At 37.0% G+C, this 25,094-nt stretch carries 15 protein-coding genes; 8 read left to right on the plus strand and 7 right to left on the minus strand.

Going from position 1 to position 25,094, the window contains the following annotated elements; all coding sequences use genetic code 11:
• Positions 1-16: 16 nt before the first annotated feature.
• Positions 17-2,896 carry an ATP-binding protein gene (locus KO502_RS05965; RefSeq protein WP_216021657.1) on the minus strand — a complete coding sequence of 960 codons (2,880 nt, stop codon included), beginning with the start codon at positions 2,894-2,896 and terminating at the stop codon, positions 17-19.
• A gap of 627 nt (positions 2,897-3,523) precedes the next feature.
• Here KO502_RS05965 and KO502_RS05970 point away from each other — a divergent pair.
• Positions 3,524-4,369 (plus strand): S1-like domain-containing RNA-binding protein, encoded by an 846-nt coding sequence (locus KO502_RS05970; protein WP_216021808.1) that lies wholly within the window; start codon positions 3,524-3,526, stop codon positions 4,367-4,369.
• A 251-nt stretch (positions 4,370-4,620) separates the two neighbouring features.
• On the opposite strand, the gene KO502_RS05975 is transcribed toward KO502_RS05970, so the two are convergent.
• Together KO502_RS05975 and KO502_RS05980 are read right to left on the minus strand one after the other, a co-directional pair.
• Positions 4,621-7,056, minus strand: a complete 2,436-nt coding sequence (locus KO502_RS05975; RefSeq protein WP_216021658.1) for a TonB-dependent receptor — start codon at positions 7,054-7,056, stop codon at positions 4,621-4,623.
• 180 nt (positions 7,057-7,236) lie between these two features.
• Positions 7,237-7,497 carry a hypothetical protein gene (locus KO502_RS05980; protein ID WP_216021659.1) on the minus strand — a complete coding sequence of 87 codons (261 nt, stop codon included), beginning with the start codon at positions 7,495-7,497 and terminating at the stop codon, positions 7,237-7,239.
• Between the two features lie 339 nt (positions 7,498-7,836).
• On the opposite strand from KO502_RS05980, the gene traF reads away from it, so the two are divergent.
• Entirely contained in the window at positions 7,837-9,069 is a 1,233-nt protein-coding gene (gene traF / locus KO502_RS05985; protein ID WP_216021660.1) for a conjugal transfer protein TraF, read from the plus strand.
• A 170-nt stretch (positions 9,070-9,239) separates the two neighbouring features.
• On the opposite strand, the gene KO502_RS05990 is transcribed toward traF, so the two are convergent.
• The 3 genes from KO502_RS05990 to KO502_RS06000 all read right to left on the minus strand — a co-directional run bounded on the left by KO502_RS05990 (position 9,240) and on the right by KO502_RS06000 (position 12,871).
• On the minus strand, positions 9,240-10,406 hold the full coding sequence (locus KO502_RS05990; RefSeq protein ID WP_216021661.1) for a succinylglutamate desuccinylase/aspartoacylase family protein: 1,167 nt from the start codon (positions 10,404-10,406) through the stop codon (positions 9,240-9,242).
• A 40-nt stretch (positions 10,407-10,446) separates the two neighbouring features.
• Entirely contained in the window at positions 10,447-11,694 is a 1,248-nt protein-coding gene (locus KO502_RS05995) for a PLP-dependent decarboxylase (RefSeq protein ID WP_216021662.1), read from the minus strand.
• Between the two features lie 427 nt (positions 11,695-12,121).
• On the minus strand, positions 12,122-12,871 hold the full coding sequence (locus KO502_RS06000) for a 2,3,4,5-tetrahydropyridine-2,6-dicarboxylate N-succinyltransferase (RefSeq protein ID WP_216021663.1): 750 nt from the start codon (positions 12,869-12,871) through the stop codon (positions 12,122-12,124).
• Positions 12,872-13,211: 340 nt separating this feature from the next.
• Between KO502_RS06000 and KO502_RS06005 the strand changes: the two genes are divergently transcribed.
• The 3 genes from KO502_RS06005 (at position 13,212) to arcA (ending at position 16,827) form a co-directional block, all read left to right on the plus strand.
• A complete protein-coding gene (locus KO502_RS06005) occupies positions 13,212-14,264 on the plus strand; it encodes a methyltransferase (RefSeq protein ID WP_216021664.1) in 1,053 nt (350 codons plus the stop codon).
• 23 nt (positions 14,265-14,287) lie between these two features.
• Positions 14,288-15,913, plus strand: a complete 1,626-nt coding sequence (locus tag KO502_RS06010) for an ATP-binding protein (protein ID WP_216021665.1) — start codon at positions 14,288-14,290, stop codon at positions 15,911-15,913.
• 206 nt (positions 15,914-16,119) lie between these two features.
• Positions 16,120-16,827 (plus strand): two-component system response regulator ArcA, encoded by a 708-nt coding sequence (arcA, locus tag KO502_RS06015; RefSeq protein ID WP_216021666.1) that lies wholly within the window; start codon positions 16,120-16,122, stop codon positions 16,825-16,827.
• A gap of 193 nt (positions 16,828-17,020) precedes the next feature.
• Here the strand turns inward: arcA and KO502_RS06020 are convergent, their stop codons facing one another.
• On the minus strand, positions 17,021-17,377 hold the full coding sequence (locus tag KO502_RS06020) for a phosphorelay protein (protein WP_252730533.1): 357 nt from the start codon (positions 17,375-17,377) through the stop codon (positions 17,021-17,023).
• A 249-nt stretch (positions 17,378-17,626) separates the two neighbouring features.
• Here KO502_RS06020 and folE2 point away from each other — a divergent pair, with 249 nt between their 5' ends.
• From folE2 to KO502_RS06035, 3 genes are all read left to right on the plus strand, one after another.
• Positions 17,627-18,553 carry a GTP cyclohydrolase FolE2 gene (gene folE2 / locus KO502_RS06025; RefSeq protein ID WP_216021667.1) on the plus strand — a complete coding sequence of 309 codons (927 nt, stop codon included), beginning with the start codon at positions 17,627-17,629 and terminating at the stop codon, positions 18,551-18,553.
• 435 nt (positions 18,554-18,988) lie between these two features.
• A complete protein-coding gene (gltB, locus tag KO502_RS06030) occupies positions 18,989-23,449 on the plus strand; it encodes a glutamate synthase large subunit (protein WP_216021668.1) in 4,461 nt (1,486 codons plus the stop codon).
• A 25-nt stretch (positions 23,450-23,474) separates the two neighbouring features.
• Entirely contained in the window at positions 23,475-24,902 is a 1,428-nt protein-coding gene (locus KO502_RS06035; RefSeq protein WP_216021669.1) for an FAD-dependent oxidoreductase, read from the plus strand.
• The last annotated feature ends 192 nt before the right edge of the window (positions 24,903-25,094 follow it).

Consider the following 25,094-nt stretch of genomic DNA (forward strand, 5'->3'; position numbering starts at 1 on the left):
TTTTGTCCTCAAGCTATTACTGCTGTTCAATTAAGTTAATTTCATCAAGTAGACAATCAGTTAACTCATTAATTAAATGGAAATTAGGGCTATTTAGAGATGACTCTTTTTTAATCAGTTGTTCTAGCTCTTTGGCAGCTTGATTAAGTTCAACAAAGCCAAACATTTGAGCGGCGCCAGCTAATTGGTGAGCGTGACGAGCAAGTGTTTTTATATCGTTATTGTCAATACAGCGCAAAATATCTTGTTTGTCTTTACTTAGGTTAACGGTGAATTCGGCGATCAAATCAGTTAAGTCGACCTCAGCTAGCTTTTCTTCAGCGGCAACACATTCAGCTGTGTCTGCTATGTCTTTGTTAGCATTAAAACACTGTGCAATGGCAGCAACAAATTTTTTCCGTTCAATTGGTTTTTTTAAATGCCCTGTAAACCCTAAGCCTAAGTACCGACTTACTTCATGCGACATTGCATTAGCTGTTAAAGCGTAAATAGGCTTATTACAACCCAAATCACGCAATGCTTTAAAAGCTTCAACGCCATCCATTTCTGGCATTTGTATATCCAATAGTATTAAGTCGGGCTGGTGTTCAACACATAATTGCACCGCTTCTTTACCATTTTTAGCAACAAGAACAGTTAAGCCTAAATTAGCCAATAGTCGAGCAATTAAACGCCTGTTGTCATCATGATCTTCTGCTAATAATACGCTACCGTTAAATAATGTATTGGCACATGCCAAAACGGGCAGCTCAGCATTATGACTATTATCTACATTTCTCTGGCAAGGTAAGGTTAGACAGAACTGACTCCCTTTACCAAGTATGCTTGTTACAACAATATTACCTGACATCAATTTAGCTAATTGTTTAGACAACGATAAACCAAGTCCTGAGCCTCCAAAACGCCTACTAATACTATTATCTGCTTGTGTGAACATTTCAAATACTTGAGATAACTGTGCTTTATCTAGACCTATGCCGGTATCAATTACGTTAAAAGTTAATTGCTCATTTTGCCATTGAATAGCTAAAGTAACTTTGCCTTGCTCTGTAAATTTAATCGCATTATTGCACAAGTTTAATAATATTTGTTTTAACCGTAAGCTGTCTATTTCGATCCAAAAAGGTAAAGGTAAGTCATGCTCAATTGCAAAACAGAGATTTTTTTGCTGTGCTTGCGCTTTAAATGTATAGGATAAATCTTGAATCAAATCGCCTAAATCGAGTGTCTGTGTTTCTAATTCAAATTTATTCGCTTCAATTCGACTTAAATCTAAAATATCATTGATAAGTTCAAGTAAATGTAAGCTATTACCATGAATTACTTGCACATCTTCTTTTACTTTACTTTTATCGACATCATCATAAATTAGTGCTTCAGCATGGCCTACAATTGCAGTTAATGGGGTTCTAATTTCATGACTCATATTTGCCAAAAATTGATTTTTAACCTGATCCGCTTTCTCTAATTCTTTTGTTAAATTTTCAAGTTCACGCGTACGTTGTTTTACACGAAGTTCTAATTCTTTTGTTAAGCGTTTTTCAAGATGACGACGATAGATATAGAATACAACACCAAGAATGAGTACTAGGGTTAATATAATAACATTACGTTGCTGCGCAATTTTTACAGACTGTAGTTTTTCTAATTCTTGACGCTGCTCTAAATCAACTATTTTTTGATTCAGTTGTTCTGATTCAAACTCAGCTAATTTATCATTTAAGGTGTTATTAGCGATAAGCAAATGCTTTTTTTCATATTGCTGTTGTTCTTTTAATGCTTTAATAAATTGCTGATTACCGGCATTGATTAATGCCGAAATAGCTAAATTTTCTGTTATTAATCGTTGATAATCAATTTTTTCTCCAACATCAGTAGAACGCTGAATATATTGTTCTGCTTGTACTAAGTCACCCGCATAAAATTTTGCCTTAGCTAAGCTTTGTAAACTGCCGGCGTAAGCTTTTTGATGTCCAACTTGGTCACTAATGATTAAGGCTTTTTGGCCATAATAAATAGCTTGTTCAACATCAAAAATATCATTAGATAATTCTGACATATTATGTAGCTGGGAAGCGATATCATGCTTATAATCATGTTTTTCAAAATAACTTAGCGCCGCTAATATATTTTCTTTTGCTAAAGCAAACTGTCCGGAGTGTTTATAAGCAATACCGATATCAGCTCTTGCAGTAGCAATGCCATGTTCATTATTTAGCTGCTGACGCTTTTGTATTACCACTTTTAAAATATCAATAGCGCTATCAAAACGTCGTAAGCTAATGTGCAGCGCAGCGATATTGTATCGCACATCTATTTTATCACCCTCAGTGCCATATTTTGCATATAAAGGCTCTGCAAGTTCATAATTAGCTAAAGCTAGATTCGGTTGTCCTAAAGAGGTATAGACCAATGCGATGTTATTTAACAAGTTAGCCTGTTCGATAGCAAATTTATTAATACTATTAGCTTGATTAGCCACGTAATAAGCAAGTGATGCTTGATAAGGCTTTAACGCTTTTTTTAATTCGCCTTGATAATAAAATAATATGCCGAGAAAGTGATTAATTTGTGCCACCAGCAATAAATCTTTGTTTTTATCTGCCAAAGCTCTTGCTTGCATAGCAATATCAACCGCTTGGTTATATCGATGACTAGCAAATAACACCTTACTTTTTTTCAGTAATATTTTGGCTTTATCGCTACCTTTATATTGTTTTGATTTTAGTAATAGTGATAAATCGTCGAGTGCTTTTTGTTTGTCAACTTGTTCACTTATTTCAGTAAGTTGTTGTTCAAGTCCATTTTCTTGAGCCCACACGCTACTGCTAACACTTAATCCCCCAAGTGTTACTATAAAAAATAGCGGTAATAAAAGTGGTAGACGTTGCAACATGTCGTTAATTATGGCTCTTTATCGCGCTTGCTTCACTGCTTTCATACAGATGTGATAGCTTACTTAATCGTTGTTGTTGATTCACTGTGGCTAATTTACATTAAGCGCATTTATTTATAACATTAATTGTTATTAAAAAATATATAAAGCGCATATAAACAAACAAGGGCTTAGCTGATTATTCAGTTACTATATTGTCTAATAATTAATACTTTACACCCATGAAGCCATTGCCTACAGTTCTGCTTGGATTAGTTTAAAGGTCTTTTTATATAGCAACCCTGCCACGCGTTTAATTTTATTCAAGAGTAACTTTATCAGTAAAGTTCGACTATTTATTACTTTTAGTAATCCCTAAAAAGCACGACTAAAATCAACAATGAAATATGTAGCAGCTGACAATAATTTCTCCTAACGCACACTATTAGGTATTTTATTTTAATCGTTTTGTTCGCTTTTAATAAAAGGTTTAAATTGAGTGGGTTAACCTTGATATAAGCAACCGTGAAATCGTTGGGTATACGCCATTGAATACGCTATAATAATGAAAATTTTTTCTATGGTATTCCCATGACTGAGCGACAAAATACTGTGCAAACTCCCAAGCAAGACTCGGAGCAAAAACCTATGCAAGCAACTACGCACGCACAAATTGGTAAGTTTAATAACCTCAATGTAATTGCCTTAATGGACAATGGCGCTTATTTAAATGCAGGTGAGTTAGGTGAAATATTATTACCTAAAAGGTATTTGCCAGAGGCTTGTAAAATTGGTGACTTACTTAAAATCTTTCTTTATGTTGATTCTGCCGATCGTCTTATTGCCACAACCACCACGCCGCTTGCACAAGTAGGTGAATTTGTATCGTTAAAAGTTGTGCAAGTAAATAAAATGGGTGCATTTCTTGATTGGGGCTTACCTAAAGATTTACTGGTTCCATATAATCAACAACATACTGAAATGGAAGTTGGTAAATATTACTTAGTGCGTGTTTTTCTTGATCAAAGTACAGACCGTATTGCTGCTTCTAGCAAGCTTGATAAATTTATTGATATTTGGCCTGCTGATTACCAAACCGGTGATAAGGTTAATTTGATTATCGGAGGCAAAACAGATTTAGGTTACAAAGCCATTATTAATGATTTGCACTGGGGCCTATTATACGACAATGAGATCTTTCAACATTTACGTATTGGTAAGCAAATTCCAGGTTATATCAAACAAGTACGTGAAGATGGCCGTATTGATCTTATTTTATCGCGTGGCAGTAAAAATAAAGTAAATGATTTTTCTGAAAAACTATTAGCACACATTGCTGACCGAGGTGGTATTACACCATTAAATGATAAAAGCGCCCCTGAGTTAATACAAAGAACATTAGGCGTAAGTAAAAAAACCTTTAAAGCGACAGTAGGCAACTTACTTAAAAAAGGCAAAGTTGTTTTAGTAAAAGAAGGTATTAAACTAGTTTAAGAACAATACGTAACGCTTGTGGTTTAGCAACATTAACCGAAGGCCTAATGTAAAGCACTAAGCTGACTTATGTAGACAATTGCTTTTAAGAGCATACTTATTAAAAAAGGGGCTGTAACAATGTTACAACCCCTTTTTATTTTTTGTTATTTAACCTGATCTCGGTTTAATAAATCTTAAAACGAGAACAAGTTATTTAAACGAGAACCTACTTTTATCAAGGATAACTTGCAGATAAAAGTGACTTCAAATTAAAAGCTACCACGAACACCAATACTAAAACTACGAGCTGGCAAAGGTGCTACATCTTTTAGGAAAGAAGTATGAACTCTTGCATCTACATTTGCTAAGTTCTGCCCTTTAACAAATACAATTAAATCATCACCAAAACCATCAATATAATAATTAAAGTGTGCATCAATCATGGTGTAGCTATCTGTGCTGGTTTCTAATTCTGCAGTATCATCTTGCTCAAAATAATTAGTAAAGCTTAATTCTGCATCAAATGACTCTGCTTGATAATCAAAAATAGCACCAAGACGTAATGGCGGAATACGCGGTAAATTATCATTACCGCCAGTATTAACTAGTTGCGCGCGAATATAATCTGAAAATATAGAAGCAGTAAAGCCAGATGTTACTTGATAAATAAACTCTGCTTCACCACCATACATTGCAACATCTTCTTGTTGATAAATATAGATAGGTAAAGCACCATCGTGTTCAGTCGTGTCAATATGATCGCCATGATAAAATAAACCACTATTATTCTGGTAGTAGTAATCATCTATACGGTTATAAAAGGCACTTAATACATAGCCAAAGTCACCATCGAATTTACGGAAAGTTAAGTCAAAGTTTAATGACGTTTCAACCGTTGCTGCTTCTTCTGGACTCTCTATGTGTACTTCACCATTTTCTTGATGTAGAGCAAAACCTGCACCTACCTCAAAAGTACTAGTACCTATGTGTGGACCAAATGAAAATAACTCACTTGCAGCAGGTGCTCGTTGTGAATAGGATAATGATAAACCAATATTATAGCCCTCTTGATAATCCCAAACTAAACCCGCCGAAGTGCTAATAGGGGTAAAGTCTTGCGTACCAAATTCAGCTAGTAGTTGATTATCTTCAAAGCCTACTACACTGTCTTCTACCTCTATTGTGACTTGTTCTAATCTGGCTCCTAATTGCAATAATACAGAACCAAAATGTTTTTCTTCTAGCCAAGCAAGCGCCAACATTGATGACTCAGATGGTGGTGTAAAAGCTTCTTCACCCTCCGCTGCAAAGTCTGAGTTTTTATAATGAATTGTCCACGCACCTTTCCAATCAAAATAACTTTGATGGTATAAATCAAAACGCGCTTCAGTACTTTCATTTGTAAAGATAGTACCTGTTAAACCAGCTTCTATTTCTTCATGTTGGTAATCACTATACGCGAGTTTACCTGCGACTTTAGTAATAAAGCCTTGGTCAAAATTATATTCACCTAACATCTGCCATCGATCTTGATTCATATTCGCATAAACATCAATTTCTTCTTCGCCTTCCTCAGCATGATCGTGGTCATGATCGTGATCGTGTCCTGCATGGCTATGGCCTGGTATGCCATATTCGCGGTTCATAAAGCCATAAGAAAGCCCTACAAAACCATTATCTAGCAGGTAACTTGCACCAAATGTTGCACCATTACTTGTCGACGCACTATTATCTAAGTAATAATCACCCGATTCATCATGATCTTCTTCATCAGTTTCAGATTCTACTTCTGCAGGTCCAGCAAGTTTGTAATCATCAGATTCACGCCAGTAACCATCAACATGAAAAGCGATATATTCAGTGCCGGTTTGAATATTTACCGACGCCTGCTTTTCTTTAGCAACATCGTTATATTGTAGTAAGTAGTCGACTTCATCATCACTACTTGTTGGTACGCGACCATCAACAACATTAACCACACCGCCGATAGCACCACTACCATAAAATAAAGTCGCTGGGCCTCTTAATACTTCAATTTGAGTTGCTGTTGTAGTTTCTGCGGCAACAATATGATCAGGTCCAACGCGTGATGCATCACCTACGTCTAAACCATTTTGCGTAATCAGTACTCTAGGGCCGTCTAATCCTCGAATAATAGGAGTACTTGCTACAGGGCCGTAATAGCTTGTGTTTATACCTACTTCATTTTTTAACGTTTCACCAAGCGTCGCTGCTTGTTTCATTTTCAATTCATCAGCACTTACTACGTTAATAGGTAACGCTGATTCAATTGATGAAGCATGTAATGGAGTAGCATAAACATCTACGACTTCCATTACGGTTTTAGTCAGTACCACGTTTACCTTGCTGACTTCGTCTGCTGTTACGGTAACCATTTGGTTTTGATGGCTATATTTCTTTGAACTAATATGCAACTCTACTGTGCCTTCTTTGACATCAGTTAAGCTAAATTCACCCTTAGCATTAGTGAATATTTTCTGTGAGTCGTGACCTATTTGAATTGCAGCATTATCAATAGGTTGTCCCTGCGTGTTAAGCACAACCCCAGATATTTCTTGAGCTAGAGTGCTCGCGGTAAAAGGTAACATAAGAGCAAGCGCTAAAGGGGCTTTAGCGTGGGTAATTTTATTAATCATATATTTAATTTGAGCATTACTGCCCTGTTGTTTTTTAGTGAAAGACATAACAATTTTCCAACAATATTCTACTGTAAGTTGCACTCAAAAAAGTTGATCACAAACTAGTAAATTAGACCTCAGCTAAATAAATCTAACAATATAATAAAACGCCTAAACCCAGGGTTAGGCGCTAAATATCAGTTCGAAATCTATTACTGTAAGCTCTAACGGTAACAAGATAATTTTTTAATATGAGGGAAATACTGGTGGCGCCCTTAAATTAGGAAGCAGGTAGTTCGAAGCAATTAAAGGGTTAACTGGTGTTTTAGTGTTAATCCAACTAATAATACCCACCGGCTTTACACTAAGCTCAATGGTACCCGACGAATCATCTAAGTTTTGTTGACAAAAGTGACAATCATGCTGCGCTTCTGGTAAAGGCTCTGACTTAGCTTGCGTATAATGCTCACTGTGCGCGAACAAAGTAATACAAAAAAGCAAAAGCATAAATACGCTTTGTATTTTTTGTCGGTTTTTAAACATAGTTAGAATAAATCGGCATGCCACAAGTGAATTGATGTTATGTTATAACATTTACTTGTTTGCATCAATCATTAGCTTAGCACCTTGCTATGACTTCTTTGAATTGTAATAAACAAAAAGTACAATTTATGAGCTAACAATACCTTCAGCCTAAATCCAATGTTCGGCCTATACTGATAAGTTGTAGCACGCCTGAGGTCGGATCTCATCTTGATAAATGAAAAAACGCCTTAAAAAACTGAACGTTTGTACAGAATATTATGTTACTATTTGTTACATCTCATTAGTATTAAAGGATAACTTATGACCCCTATGAAAAAAACACTAACCATTAACCTTTGCACGAAAATGATAAAGTGCTCATTATTAGCTCCACTCATATTAGTAACACTGCCTAGCCATGGTGAAAGCTTTACAGCAAGAAGTGCTGGTCAAGGTTTTACAAGTATCAATGCTGACTTTACCTCATCATTAAGTAACCCTGCTTTATTAACTAAGTTTGATGAAGATGATGATTTTTTCTTTTCTTTGAACTTAGGTCTTTTAGGCTCAGATAAGTATAGTGTGCTAGATAGTATTGATGATGTGATCGATGATCTTGATGATTTAGAAGACGATATAAATAACTCCCAATATCCTGACGTGGATGATCTATACAATCAAGTTGATGATATTGTTTATACACTTGGAGAAATAGATCAAAAAGTAATAAAAATAGAAGAAGGTATTAACTTTCAAGTTTTGATCCCAAATCAATACTTAAGTTTTGGTTTATTTGCCAATCAATATGGCCGTATTGGTGGCTTAGTCGACTACGTAGAAGAAGATGAACAAATCATGAATGATGCAGTTATGTCAGGAAGTTTTGACATAGCGGATCTTGACTCTTCAACATTAGCATTAGGTTATTCAATTTCAGAGTTTGGTATTATGGCTGCTTATCCTGTAATTGAGGATGAGAGTTATGATTTAAGTATTGGTACAAAATTAAAATATCAACGTATCGATCTTATCTACGCAAACCCAACAATCAATGAGTTTGATGATGATGATTTTGAAATTACTGACGATGAATACATTACAGACTCTACAGCTACAAACGCCGATTTAGGCTTATATGCAAGTTTTGGTGACAACCGCCAATGGAGTGTTGCTTTAGTTGCTAACAACCTAATGAAGCAAACAGTTACCCATGAGCTGCAAAATATAAAATTTAACTTAGAAACAAGTGCAATAATAGGCTTAAATTACCAAAACGATTGGGTTAGTGTATCTACCGAGCTAGATCTAATGGACAGAGAAGAATTTAAAGTATTAGAGGCTTCAAAATACGCCCGAGTTGGTGCTGAATTCCGTCTTTATGAACATCTACAACTTCGTGCTGGTTACCGAATGGATTTAAACGATGTTGATGACGATGTATTTACTGCAGGTATAGGTATTTCTCCTTGGGATGTTTTAGCTATAGATATTGCTGGCTTTGTTGGAGAGAACGACACAGGTGGCGCTGCGTTACAGTTTAGTTTAAAGATATAAGCAACAAGAGCTTAGGGGCTATAGTCTAAGTTATTAAAACTAGGCTCTGGGATTTTAAAACCTAGAGCCTAAGTTATTGAGGCTAGGTACTAGGACTTAAACCTAGAGCCTAATACCTACAATCTAGAGCCTAATACCTACAATCTAGAGCCTATTTCTTGTCTCTAACCTTAAATCTCAAAGTAATTAGTAAACACCTTATACAGCTCTGAGCCTTGAGTTACATTCGCTGAAGCAAAATGCAAAATAGGAATGGCTACTTCTTCCAATGAGACATAATGTAAAGCTTTAGTTGTATTCTCGTCATCTTTACCAAGACGACTATCACCGTAAACATCCATTCTCAAAATGCGAGCTAACGGCTCACCTGCTGCAATCGGCTTACCAAAGCCGGCAAGATAATCAACCATACCGCCCATAGGCGCATAGAAGGTTTTATAATCTTTAAGATGACAAGCATAACGCGTCATTTCTTTTGGCTGATATTCAGCTCCACCAATAACGCCTTTATACTGTAAATAAGTTAACAGATCTTTCGCGTCACCTTTAGCTACGTCTAAATCAATTTGCTCTTGTGAGCCTAACTCGACTGTGTAGGCTTCTTTATCAAAAATCCCCTGCCCCATAGTAAACTCTCTACCTGAGTCTGCAAAAGCTTCTTGTAAATACCACCAAGGGCAAAAAATTGCCTCATCCATAGCGCCGCCAAACCCGTTAGGAATAAGTAGCGTGTGTTCAATATTAAAGTATTTTGCACTTGCTTGAGAATATTCAGAACAGTACAAGTGTTTACTTGAGATAGGGCCAGTATGTAAATCAAGTACAATATCGGCTTTATGCGCTAAACGCTGTAATTGATAAGCAATACGTTGTCCTGTTGATAATCCCCAAACAGAAGGCGCTAACTTAGCTTCTATTTCATTTGTTAAAAGCTGTGCAAATTTAGCTTCTATCTCATCGTCACTGGCATCAATATATTGTTTTACGAAAGGCTCGATAATACTTTGGTCAAAGTGATACATTCTATTCCAGTTTTCACCGGTAATTGGATCAAAACGGCCTAAGGTATATTCACCACTTTTATGGCTATTACCAAGAGGATTAGCGTAAGGTACTAAGGTAATGTTAGCGTTTAATTGACAATGGGGTAATAATTCAAGCAATTGAAAAATAACCGCATTGCCTTGTACTTCAGCGCCATGCATATTGGCTTGAATATAAACATCAGGGCCGGTCTTTTGCTCTTCTGCTACTTTAAATGAAAAAACAGGTACAGTCAGTTTTGTGCCACAGGCCATTTCACCGACAGACATAACTTCTTTAGTAAAGGTATTCATTTATTATTTCTCCCTCTTACCTAGATAACTGATTAACGACTTATGCTAAATATGAAGAAGCAGGTTTTGCTGCTCTGACTTCAATAAGCTTACCTGCTTGAAAAACATATTCCGCCGCTAATTCATGACATAAGAAAAACGGCATACTTTCGGTAAAGCCATAAGCGCCAGTGTAGCCAAACACTAATTGTTCACCAACTTCGACATCAGATGGTAAAGGCAAATGACCTAATTTATCCATACTGGTACACAGCGGACCATGTAGGTCAAAGTTTTCCATCAAAGTGTTCTGTTCATCAAAATCAGGACGTAAAATGCGAACCGGGAAAGGTTGGTCGGTAATGGCAGGGCGAATAATATGGTTAATACCTGCAGCTAAAACTAATTGCTCTTGTCCGTAGTTTACTTTTCTATCAACCACTGGCACAACATAATAACCACATTCGGCCACAGCAAAACGACCTAACTCAAGCCATAACTCTTTTACGCCAGCTTCGGCTTTAATTACCGCTAAATCTTCAATAATTTTAGACCAAGCTAATGTATTGCCTTCGCCTAAATAATCAATACCTAAACCACCACCTAAATCGAGTACCTCTAGTGACATACCAATGCTATTAGCTAGCTCAGTTAATGGCGCAACCATTTGTGACCATAATGAAAACATTTTTTCGTTACTTAACATATTGCCCCATTGGAAAATATGTAAGCCACATAAATTTAATGCTGGATAATCATCAACATGCACACTCTGCCACTCTGCCACAGATAAACCAAATGGTGTTAAGCTATTACCACCCAATGGGTTTTTTTCACCTTCATCCCACTGTAATTGCACACGTAATAAAACTTGCGGAGCATTGAGATTACCTGACACAGTTTGTTGCTCAAGTACTACCTCATTTAACCAATTCAATTGATTTAAACTTTCTACGACAAAGGTATTTACACCTTTTTTAACAAAAGCCGCTAACTGCTTTTTAGTTTTTGCAGGGCCGGTGTTTAACACTCTACTTGAGTCGATACCTTGCGCTAATACTTGGTTTAATTCACCCGTACTCGCTACATCAAAATTAAAACCTTCGCTATCTAGCGTTTGAATAATTTTAGACAACGGGTTCGCTTTAACCGCAAACCACAACTTAATCACATCTTGTTGCTGTAATTTAGCCAAATGCGCTTTTAACGCATCCAAGTTATAAACAAAATACGCTTGCTCATCTTCAGGTGATAGGTGGGCAAGTAAGGCATTTTCAATACTAGTGTCAAACCAAGTAGAAGTTGTCATGATAGGATTCTTTATATTGTTCGGAATAGGTAAAATAGGTTAGGAATAATATTTAATTCTCTTTCGTTTAAAGTCTTAGAATATCTTTTATATTCTTAACCAGAAACCGTAAATGAAAGAAAATCTGAGGTAAAGAACATCTAAGTTGTAAAGCTCAAATTAAAGGAAAAAGCACGGAGTTGACGCATGTCAAGATTCCGTACATCCTGTACTCCACCTTTCAGGTGTGCAAATTCTTTCCAGAAGAATTTGTGAGTACTTTTGACGCATAAGTTGAGCTCTACAGTAATGATGTATCTCCCCCTCAAATATTAATTATTCAACTTTAAGCTGTACGATTCAAGCTAAAGAAAAAAGCACAGAGTTGACGCATGTCAATGAGTACTTTTGACGCCTAGATTGAACCTTACAGCGACAAGGAGAATAATTAACGTAAAATTGATTCTAATTCTAAGGCTGCATCACTTTGCTCATCGCGATATTTCACGATTAAAGCACAAGCCATGTTTAAACCTTGTGCTTCTGCCCACTCACCTTTAACTGGGCGAGTACCAGGAACAACAATAGCATTTTCTGGAATTTCAGCACCTTTTTCACGCATAACTTGATTTACACAATCATATACAGGTACTGATTTAGATAGAGATACGCCTGGCGCTAATACTGCACCTTTTTTCACAACGATACCTTCAACAATAACAACACCAGCACTTAAGAAAGCGTTATCTTCAATGATTACTGGGCTAGCGCCAATTGGCTCTAACACGCCACCAATTTGCACAGCAGCAGAAACATGAACATTTTTACCAATTTGTGCACATGAACCAACTAACGCGTGACTATCAACCATAGTACCGCTATCAACAAAAGCACCAACATTGATGTATGCTGGAGGCATAATAATAACGCCCTTAGCAACGTGAGCACCTGCACGTACTGATGAACCACCCGGCACTAAACGAACACCGTCTTCTGGGGTAAATTGACGAGCAGGTAAGTTATGCTTATCAACAAAACCTAAGTAGTTATCGCCAAAAGAGATATTTTCGCCTGCTTTAAATGCCGCTAAAATGCCTTGCTTTACTTCAATGTTTGCATGCCAGTTGCCTGCTTCGTCTTGATTTGCTGCACGTAAAGTACCTGCTTCTAACTGCGCTAAAGTGTCTTGCCAGCTCATTTATTACTCCGATTATCTGAAAATTGTAAAGATTGATAGTAAGATTAACCAACCAGCAACCCTTCGCTACTCGATTGATTAAACTAGATATTTTGTGTGAAGCTAAGGCTATTATCAAAATAGCTTATGTTTACCCTAGGGAAAACATAATAACTAGATTTAAAAGCGCTGAAACTCACTACCTATTAGTATGATTTAATAGGAATTAAGGACGGGCGCTATTTAACCATTTTTTTGACTTAGGCACAATTAACTTAAGGTAAATAAGCCTATTCGCTTATACTTATTTACCGTAGAATATAACCTTTATTTTTCGACTGATCACAACTACGTACCTCTTATGTCTTTATCAAACCCTAGCCAACTGTTATTACGAAATAGTGAATTACTTAACTCACAAACACCTTTATTCATTAATTTATCTGAAGATGGTTTTATCAATGCTTATATTGAGTTACACAGTCCGCAAAACATTCATTGCTTTAATAACAACTTTATTGACTACCAAGCGATAAAGCACAAACACAGCGATAAAGTAACCACGACATTTGCCAGTAATTATCAAACAGATATTTGCCATGACTTGGTAATAATTGCCTTTCCGAAGAGTAAAGCAGAGCTTAACTTTACCCTGGCAATGATTGCTCATTGTGTAGACAAAAATACAAAAATATTGTTAGTGGGCGAGAAAAAAGGCGGTATTCAATCCGCAGAAAAATTAACGAAAGACATATTACTATGCTGTCGAAAAGAAGATGCTGCTCGTCACTGTATGCTTTATGTAGGGTTATTTAAACCAGAAAAGTTAACTGAAACCTTTAATCTACAAGATTGGTTTAAACAATATCAAATCACAGTTGCAGGTATTGAGTTGAAAATAGCTTCATTACCAGGTGTTTTCAGCCAACAAAAACTTGATGTGGGTACTGAATTATTACTGAATAATTTATCCGATAATATGACAGACAAAGTACTTGATTTTGGTTGTGGGGCTGGCGTTATAAGTTGTTTTGTTGGCAAGAGGTTTCCCAACACCAAGTTATCATTACTTGACGTTAGCGCTTTAGCATTAACTTCCGCACAAGAAAGCTTAAAGCTAAATAACTTAACAGGTGAAGTATTTGCCTCTAATAGCTTGTCTACTGTTAACGAACAGTATCAGCATGTTGTGTCAAACCCTCCTTTCCATCAAGGACTTAAAACCCACTATCAAGCCAGTGAAGACTTTTTGATGGGCATAAAAAAACAAATGAATAAATCTGCTTCAATTACTATTGTAGCTAATAGTTTTCTGCGTTATCAGCCAATTATGCAAGCCCATATAGGCAATACCCACATTATCGCCAAAGATAAAGGGTTTACTATTTACCAAGCTCAGCTATTATCAAAGTAATAAAAATAAACATATTGAGCATCATGAGAAGATCTGAACATAGTGTTTCTCTTCATAATCGTTTAGTACGAAGTATTATGGCTTTAACGACAATAATCATATTAACTGCTTCTGCTGCTATTTTTTATATGGTTGATAAACAAGGCACTCATATTATTGCCGATGATACACACGCATGGGCAAATCTACTGGCTAGCAATAGTGCTCAATATTTACATAGCGATAACGGCCAAGTTAAATTAAAAAATCAATTAAAAAAGCTCGTAACTACTCCGTTAATTAACCACATTCATGTATACCGTATTAACCAAGACGAAAGCATTGAGTACTTTAGTAGTTACAATCGCAACCATAACTTTCCGCCAATCAGAGATAGAATTTCAGACATTTCAAGGTTAAGTAGCATTCAACATTATACTAACCATCTAGAGCTTATTGTAAACATCACTCAAGCTCAAAAGACTATCGGCTATTTATTCATTCAAACAAGTCTGCTTGAAAAACAGACTTTCCTTAACCGACTGGTTTATGTGATGTTGGTTTTTTTCTTATTCGCTCTCATTCTTTCTTTTTATGTTGCCCGATCATTATTCAATAATATAAACCAACCCATTGATGGTATTATTGATGAATTAGCGCAAATATCCCGTAGTCGAAACTATCAAACACAATTAACTCAACTGCCTTTCAAAGAGCTTGATACATTAACTGTAAATATTAATGTATTACTACTTCGTGTAGAAAAGCATATTAATAGCTTAATTGAAGAGCATCAGCATACACAAGCCAAAAATCAAGCATTAGAAAACCGCTTAAGTGCCAGAACAGATGCGCTAAAAGAGTCTAACCAAGAATTATTATCTACTTTGGAAAAATTACATGAATTTCAGGGGCAGTTAGTAGAAACAGAAAAAATGGCCTCGCTAGGAGATATGGTTGCTGGTATCGCTCATGAGGTGAATACACCGATAGGCCTAGGTGTTACCGCCTCAAGTTTATTAGCAGATAATTTAGCTGAAATAAAAGCAGCATTTGAAAATAAAACACTACGTTCAAGTCAGTTGAAAAAATTTCTAAATGATGGTGATGAAAACATAGCACTTACCCTACGAAATTTAGAACGCGCTGCACATTTAATTTCCAGCTTTAAAAAAGTCGCCGTTGATCAATCAAGTGCAGAAAGTAGAAATTTCAATGTACGCGATTTAATTGATGAAGTACTACTTACTCTCTCTGCTAAGATAGAAACTGCAAATATTGAAGTTGCAATTGATTGTCCAGAAGATTTATTGATCACGAGTAAACCAGGGCCTATTAATCAAATTCTAATAAATCTTATTCTTAATTCTTTGTTTCACGGTTTTGATGGACGAGAAAGTGGCCACATTACCATAAATATTATAAACTTAAGTGGTCAGTTGCACATTAACTACCGCGATGACGGTGTGGGCATAGATAACGCAATGAAAATAAAAATATTTGACCCCTTTACCACAACTAAACGAGGTTCTGGTGGGAGCGGATTAGGTATGCATTTAGTCTATAATTTAGTCACTCAAGCATTAGCCGGGCATATTGCGCTTGAAGATGACCATACTCCTGGTGTAAGTTTTGATATCTCTTTTCCTGTAGCGTTAGCTGCAGGTTAATGAAATAAAGTCGCTTATAAATTGTTTTTTCAATACCACTTGACTAAAATAGTTAAATAATTGTAAATAGATAGTTCATTTTATACTCTTTCTTATATTAAGTAATTAAGCATTAGACGTAGAAGTATTAAACGTATAAACATTATTCTATAGAAATATTAATCATAAAAATATCAATAGCCATTAAAAATTAGGTAAATTCCAATATGCAAACTTATCAGGTCTTAGTTGTCGAAGATGAAGACGTTACCCGCTTTAATTTACGCAGTTTATTTGAAGCTGAAGGGTACGAGGTTTTCGAAGCCATAGATGGCGAAAGTATGGCTGAGCAGCTTAAGAAAAACGCTATCAACCTTGTCATTATGGATATTAATTTACCAGGTAAAAATGGCTTATTATTAGCGCGAGAGTTAACTGTAAACAAAGACTTGGGGTTAATATTCTTAACAGGGCGAGACAGTGATATTGATAAAATTCTCGGTTTAGAAATTGGTGCTGACGACTACCTAACCAAACCATTTAACCCGCGTGAGCTGACCATACGCGCTCGTAATATTTTAACGAGAATTGGGCAGCCAGCAGCTGAAACAGAACAAGTACAAAGTGTTATCACTTTTAATCAGTGGTCTTTAGATTCTAACTCTCGCCAAATGACTAGCCCAGAAGGTGAAGTAATTGCTATTCCTCGCGGCGAATACAGAGCATTGAGTTTATTGATAAAAAATGTCGGTAAAATTATTACTCGCCAAGAGCTTATAAAGGAAATGACGGGGAGAGATTTACGCGAAAATGACAGAACTGTCGATGTAACAATTAGACGATTACGCAAGCATTTTGAATTAAATGATAATACACCTGAACTTATCAATACTATTCATGGTGAAGGTTATCGTTTTGTTGGCACACTTGATTAAGTATTGATAAAACTCAATTAAAAAGCCATTAAAAAAAGACCAACGAAACTACATACAATAATACCAAGTTGATTAAGTTTCGTTGGTCTTTTTTTTAGGTTAAGCGACTATTTTCTTTGCCATTAATGGATTTTGGCGAATACCTATATAGTAATAAAATTAACTAAAAAATATCCCAAAAAAACAGCTACGATTATATACTAGCTAGCCACGTATTAAAGGCGAGTGTTGACGCTTCGTTTAATGCCTTTAAATCTGCTAGCATTACAGATTTTTCTTGTTGAGTAGCATTGATTTTTTCTAGGGTTTTCAACTGCAGGTGTAATTTTCTCATCCCTACACTCGCTGTTGCGCCTTTCATCTTATGACAAGACGTTTGCCAATCGGTTTTTGAATCTACTTGTTGCGCTTTTTCAATATCATTAAGATAAATAACAACTTGTTGGCTATACAAAGCAAACATCTGCTCAATAATATTTTTGCCTAACCTGTCTAAATAGTCTGCAAGTAATACTTCATCTAAGTAAGCACTCAATTGTTCAATCTCCATGGCTATAACCAATATTGTAGTTAATACAAAGTTAACGCATTTTAACCTACTAATAGAAATCAAACAAACTTACTGAAAATTAAGTTAAAATATCACTAATGATCATATTTTTTAGCGATAGAGTAACAACACTAATGATTACCGTTAAAAAATAGGCTAGAATATGCGCCCTTAGACCTGCTCCCTGTATTTATTTATACCTATATAGGAAGTAGTTAATACTATAATCGTTTTAAAAGTGGAGTCGAAATGACGACATCAATGCCTGATATCGCTAATCATACAACAGCCCAAACCGAAGGTACGCTTGACTGGGTTGGCATGAGTAATATTGAAATGCCTATGATGGTTGCTTCAAAAGACCAAAGTGACCGTATGGTGTCCGCTCATATTGATGCTTTTGTTAATTTAAAAGAAGCTAAAGCTAAAGGCATTCACATGTCACGTCTTTATCTTCTTATTGATGAGTTATCAACTAGCGGTGTTTTGAATTATCAGAGCATCGTTGCATTACTTGACGGCTTTATCAGTAGTCATCAAGAATTAAGCGATCGCGCTAAAGTACAGTTTAATTTCGAGTACCATTTACGTAGAAAATCATTAATTAGTGGTAAAGAAGGCTGGAAAGCATACCCTGTAACCCTGACGGGATCAGTAAATAAAGGCCAATTGACGATAGAATTATCTATTGATGTTCCTTACTCATCTACTTGCCCTTGCTCTGCGGCTCTTGCTCGCCAGTTAATTCAAAAAGCTTTCAGTGACAAGTTTTTACAAAACGATAAATTAGCTATGGCTGATGTACATGAATGGCTTGGCACTACAGATGGCGTAGTGGCAACACCACATTCACAGCGTTCTGTGGCAGAAGTTAAAGTTAAACTTAATGATAATGTTAACGACTTCCCAATTACTGAGTTAGTAGACTTAATTGAAAACTCATTACAGACACCTGTGCAAGCAGCAGTTAAACGTGAAGATGAACAAGAGTTTGCTCGCCTTAATGGTCAGAACTTAATGTTTTGTGAAGATGCAGCTCGTCGTTTACAACACAGCATGAATCAAGCACATCATTTTGATGATTTTTGGTTGCGTATCAACCACCTTGAATCTCTTCATGCTCATGATGCGGTAAGTGTTGCAACCAAAGGAATTGAAGGCGGTTATCAACCTTAAGCCTTTTATTGAAATTGAAATTTATACAAGCCAATAGTGTTACCGCTATTGGCTTTTTTTATACTTTTTACAAATTCATTACGAATAATTATGCATAAGTGAATTAAATTCATCTATAAATAAGTATTGTTAGTTTTGAATATCTTTATAAATTACTTAATATATAAAATAAATAAAAAGTAAGGCTAAGTAAGCAAGAAGTAGATTAATATTGAGATAGTAGCTATATATTAAGCTTTTTAGTCACTTTGAGCAGCAAAAAGATATAAACAAATAATGAGCCGACACTCTATTTTTATTGACCTTTAACCTGTTTCTGTTTATTGTAGAGCATTCCGCTTACTTAAATCACAAGTATAATTATGCAGTTTTACTGTTTATTTATGCTGTTTGCATGTCCTGCGAGTAGGTTGGCTTATTATTTAGGAGAGAACAATGCAGCTTTATGATCATAGCGTCCAAAAAGACAACTGTGGTTTTGGTTTAATTGCCCATCAACAAGGTGAAACCAGTCACAAACTTATTAAGACCGCTATTTCCGCTTTAGATCGTATGCAACATCGTGGCGGTATCGCCAGCGATGGTAAAACAGGTGATGGCTGTGGCTTATTATTACAAAAGCCAGATAGTTTCTTTCGCGCTGTAGCTGCAGAAAATGATTGGTGCTTAGGTAAAAAATATGCCGTTGGTATGATTTTTTTAAGCCCTGATCCTATTGAAGCCGCCCTTTCAAAAAAGATATTAGAAGAAGAGCTATCTGAAGAGAGCTTAACCTTATTAGGCTGGCGTACAGTACCTACCGATACTTCTGTATTGGGTGAAATTGCCATAGGTAATTTACCAACCATTGAACAAATATTTGTTAATGCACCTCCGGGTTGGAGAAACCTAGATTTAGAACGTCGTTTATATATGGCACGTCGCCGTGCTGAAAAACGCATTACAGATGAACGTTTTTACGTAGCAAGCCTTTCTTGTTTAGTTACTATCTACAAAGGCTTAATGATGCCGGTAGATTTACCTAACTTCTATTTAGATTTAGCTGACATTCGCATGCAAAGTGCTATTTGTGTATTCCATCAGCGTTTTTCTACAAATACATCACCGCAATGGCATTTAGCACAACCGTTCCGCTACTTAGCGCACAATGGTGAAATTAATACTATTAATGGTAACCGTCAATGGAGCCGTGCCAGAACACATCGTTTTAAATCACCATTATTGCCTGATTTACAAGATGCTGCGCCATTTGTTGGTCAAAAAGGCTCAGATTCATCTTCATTAGATAACATGCTTGAGCTATTTTTAGCGGGCGGTATGGATTTATACCGTGCTATGCGTTTATTAATGCCACCAGCATGGCAAAACAGTTCATTAATGAACGATGATTTACGCGCTTTTTATGAGTTTAACTCAATGCACATGGAGCCGTGGGACGGCCCTGCAGGTGTAGTAATGACCAATGGTCGTCATGTAGCTTGTAACCTCGACAGAAATGGCTTACGCCCTGCCCGTTACGTTATTACTCGTAATGGTTTTATTACCCTTGCCTCTGAAGTTGGTATTTGGGATTACGGCGAAGATGAAGTTATCGAAAAAGGTCGTGTAGGCCCTGGGCAAATGCTCGCTATTGATACTTACACAGGTAAAATATCTCATTCATCAGATATTGATAACAACCTTAAAGATCGCCATCCGTACCGAGAATGGTTAAATAAACACGTACGTCATTTAGTACCGTTTGATCAACTTGAAGAAAACTCTGTTGTTAAACGTGCCCTTTCTGATACACAAATGAATCAATATCAGAAAATGTTCAATTACAGCTACGAAGAAATTCAGCAAGTAATTAGAACAATGGCTGAGAATGGTCAAGAAGCGACAGGCTCTATGGGTGATGATACTCCTATGGCTGTGCTTTCAAGTAATACTCGTACTTTATACGATTACTTCCGCCAACAATTTGCGCAAGTCACTAACCCGCCAATTGATCCATTGCGCGAACGTTATGTAATGTCATTAGGCACCTGTATTGGTCGTGAGCATAACGTCTTTAATGAAACCTCTGGTCATGCTGATCGTATGTTGTTCTCAACACCAGTACTTATGCGTACTGGCTTAGAGCAAATGTTAAAGCTAGACCCTGAACATTACCGCTCAGACACCTTATCATTAAGCTATGAAGGTGAAGAAGGTTTAGAAAACGCTATTAGACGTATTTGTGACCAAGCAGTAACCCTTGTGCGCGAAAGTGCTACGGTTATTTTAGTACTGTCAGATAAAGACATTCAGCCAGGTTTACTTGTTATTCCTGCGGCGATGGCTGTTGGTGCAGTACAAAAACGTTTGGTAGATGAACAACTACGTTGTGATTCAAACATTATTGTTGAAACCGGTTCGGTACGTGACTCACATCACTTTGCCGTATTAATTGCTTTAGGTGCTACCGCTATTTACCCATATTTAGCATTTGAAACTATTGCGCAATTAGCCGAGCAGGGGCAAATTAAGCTTAGCACTCGTGATGCGGTGATTAATTACCGTGACGGTATTAATAAAGGCTTATTAAAAATACTTTCTAAAATGGGTATTTCAACAATTGCTAGTTACCGCTGTGCAGGCTTATTTGAAGTAATCGGCTTAAACGAAGACATCATGTCACTTTGTTTTAGTGACCTACCTAGCCGTATTAAGGGTGCTGACTTTAGTGACATTCAACAAGACGCTGTTAACTTAACTCGTCGTGCATTTTTACCACATCAAAAAGTGCATCATGGCGGCTTATTAAAATACGTTCATGGTGGCGAATATCACGCCTTTAACCCAAATGTTGTTAACTACTTACAACGCGCAGTAACTAACGGTGATTATAACGATTACCGCACTTTTGCCGATGAAGTAAACCAACGCCCAATCGCGACCATTCGTGACTTATTAAAATTAAAAGACGATTGTCAAACTATTGAACTTGATCAGGTTGAACCCGATACCGAAATGTTTAAACGTTTCGATAGTGCAGCTATGTCTATTGGTGCACTAAGCCCAGAAGCACATGAAGCCTTAGCTATCGCCATGAACCGCTTAGGTGGCTTCTCAAACTCTGGTGAAGGTGGTGAAGATGAACGTCGTTTTGGTACGGTTAAAAATTCACGTATCAAACAAATAGCGTCAGGCCGTTTTGGTGTTACTCCACATTACTTAGTTAACGCAGATGTACTACAAATTAAAGTAGCACAAGGTGCGAAACCAGGTGAAGGTGGACAATTACCGGGTGATAAAGTCTCACCTTTAATTGCTAAATTACGTTATTCAGTGCCAGGTGTTACCTTGATTTCACCACCACCACATCACGATATTTACTCAATTGAAGATTTAGCTCAGCTTATTTTCGATTTAAAACAAGTAAACCCGAAAGCCGTGGTTTCCGTTAAGTTAGTATCTGGCCCTGGCGTTGGTACTATCGCTTCAGGTGTTGCCAAAGCGTACGCTGATTTTATTACTATTTCAGGTTACGACGGCGGAACAGCCGCTAGCCCATTAACTTCGGTTAAATATGCCGGTTGTCCATGGGAGCTTGGTTTAGCCGAAGCACATCAATCTCTTGTGACCAACGGCTTGCGTCATAAAGTACGCTTACAAGTTGATGGCGGCTTAAAAACTGGTATTGATATTGTTAAAGCGGCTATTTTAGGTGCTGAAAGTTTTGGTTTTGGTACTGCACCTATGGTTGCTTTAGGTTGTAAATTCTTACGAATTTGTCACTTAAATAACTGTGCAACAGGTGTTGCTACACAAGACGAAGTATTGCGTGAACAATTCTTTAAAGGCTTACCAGAACAAGTAATGAACTACTTTAAGTTCATCGCTCGTGATGTACGTGAAATATTAGCCAGTGTTGGTGTTGCTAGCTTAACCGATATTATTGGTCGTACTGATTTATTAGTACAAATTGATGGTCTTACCTCTAAGCAAAGTAAATTAGATTTATCACCAATTATTGCGCCTGTTGTTGCTGGTGAAAATACCGCGCTACATCAAACAGAAGAAAACAAAGCGTTTGATGAAGGCTTGTTAAACAAGAAGATTTTAGAAGCCGCAAATGATGCAGTAATACACAGTAAAGGTGGAGAATTTCGCTTTAACATCCAAAATACTGACCGCTCTATTGGTGCTACCTTATCAGGTGAAATTGCCCGTAACCATGGCGACCAAGGTATGGCAGTTGCGCCAATCACTCTGCATTTTTCAGGTACAGCCGGACAAAGTTTTGGTGTATGGAATGCAGGCGGCTTGAACATGATTTTAACCGGTGATGCTAACGATTATGTTGGTAAAGGTATGGCTGGCGGTAAGCTAACCATAAAAGCACCTGTTGGCGTTGAATACCCTAGCCATAAAACCATGATCATGGGTAATACTTGTTTGTACGGTGCTACCGGCGGTAAATTATTTGCTGCAGGTCGTGCAGGTGAACGTTTTGGTGTACGTAACTCTGGCTGTCACGCCGTTGTAGAAGGCACCGGCGACCATGGTTGTGAATACATGACTGGCGGTATAGTGACTGTACTTGGTGATATTGGTGTTAACTTTGGCGCAGGTATGACAGGCGGTTTTGCTTACATATTAGATGAAGCAGGTGACTTAGATACTCGCTTGAATAAAGAATCTATCGAAATGTTAGCCATTGAAGACTTAATGATTCATCAAGAACATTTACGCGGTATTATTAATCAACACTTTGAAGAAACAGGCAGTTTACGCGCCCAAGCTATTCTTCAAAACTTTGATAAATATGCACCATTATTTAAACTAATCAAACCAACAGCAACCGATGTTAAAACCCTATTAGGTCATCGTAGCCGTTCAAGTGCTGAACTTCGTGTGCAAGCGCAATAATTGATAAAGATTGAGGATTAATATAATGAGTAAAAATGTTTATCAATTTATTGATGTAAAACGAATTGACCCGGCTAAAAAGTCAATTGAAGAGCGTAAAATTAACTTCGTTGAAATTTATCAACCACTTGGCACAGAGCAAAGTGCTGGCCAAGCAGACCGTTGTTTAGACTGTGGTAACCCATATTGTGAATGGAAATGCCCAGTACATAACTATATTCCACAATGGTTAGAGTTAGTGACTGAAGACCGAATCTTCGAAGCGGCTGACTTATGTCACGAAACTAACAGCTTGCCAGAAATGTGTGGTCGAGTTTGCCCGCAAGACAGATTATGTGAATCAGCTTGTACCTTAAACGATGAGTTTGGCGCTGTAACTATCGGTAATATCGAAAAACATATTACCGATACGGCTATTGCCCAAGGTTGGAAACCTGACTTATCTCACGTAATAAAAACAGGTAAACGTGTTGCTGTAATTGGCGCAGGCCCAGCAGGTATTGCTTGTGCTGACGTACTCACACGTAATGGTGTTGATACTGTAGTTTATGACAGACACGCGCAAATAGGTGGTTTACTAACCTTTGGTATTCCATCATTTAAGCTTGAAAAAGAAGTGATTCAAACCCGTCGCGAAATATTAGAAGGCATGGGTATTGAGTTTCGTTTAAATACTAATGTGGGTACTGACGTTAGCTTTAGTGATTTAAGTGACGAATACGATGCAGTATTCCTAGCTTTAGGTACATACAAAGACATGAGTGGTGGCTTTGACAATGAAGGCGCTAGCGGCGTTTATAACGCTCTAGATTTCCTTATTGGCAATACTCAACACTTAATGGGTATTAAAGCTGAAGATAACGCGCAGGTTAAGCCTTATGTTAATTTTAAAGGTAAGAAAGTTGTGGTACTTGGTGGTGGTGATACCGCGATGGATTGTGTACGTAGCTCAATTCGCCAAGAAGCCACAGAAGTTACTTGTGCATATCGTCGTGATGAAGCCAACATGCCAGGTTCTCCACGTGAAGTACAAAACGCTAAAGAAGAAGGTGTTAACTTTGAGTTTAACTTACAACCATTAGATATTGCTGTTGATGATAAAGGTAATGCAGTTGGTGTTAAGTTTGTTAAAACTCAATTAGGCGCGGCAGATGCAAACGGTAGACGTAACCCTGAGCCAATTGCAGGTAGTGAGTTTATTATGGAAGCAGATGCGGTAGTTATCGCATTTGGTTTCTTACCTAGCCCACCACAATGGATGATTGACGCTGGTGTTGAACTTGACTCACGCGGTCGCGTTGTTGCAGTTGATAACTCTGAGTTTGCATTACAAACGACTAAGCAAAACGTTTTTGCTGGTGGTGATATGGTACTTGGTTCAGACCTTGTTGTTACCGCAATCGACCAAGGTCGTAAAGCAGCAATTGGTATTTTAGATTACGTTACTCAGTAGTTTAAATCCTGACAGTTTCTCTGACAGTATTTAATATTGAATAGAGTTTAATACAAAAAGACCGCACATAGTAATATGTGCGGTCTTTTTTATTTAGCTTAAGCTACTCTTATTAGCTACTTATCACCTCAATTACTTAACTAACATAAACTGAGTTAGCATAAACTGAGTTAGCTAAGTAATTTAAAGGAA

Origin of the sequence: Colwellia sp. E2M01, from assembly GCF_018860585.1 — a bacterium.
Classification (GTDB): domain Bacteria; phylum Pseudomonadota; class Gammaproteobacteria; order Enterobacterales; family Alteromonadaceae; genus Colwellia.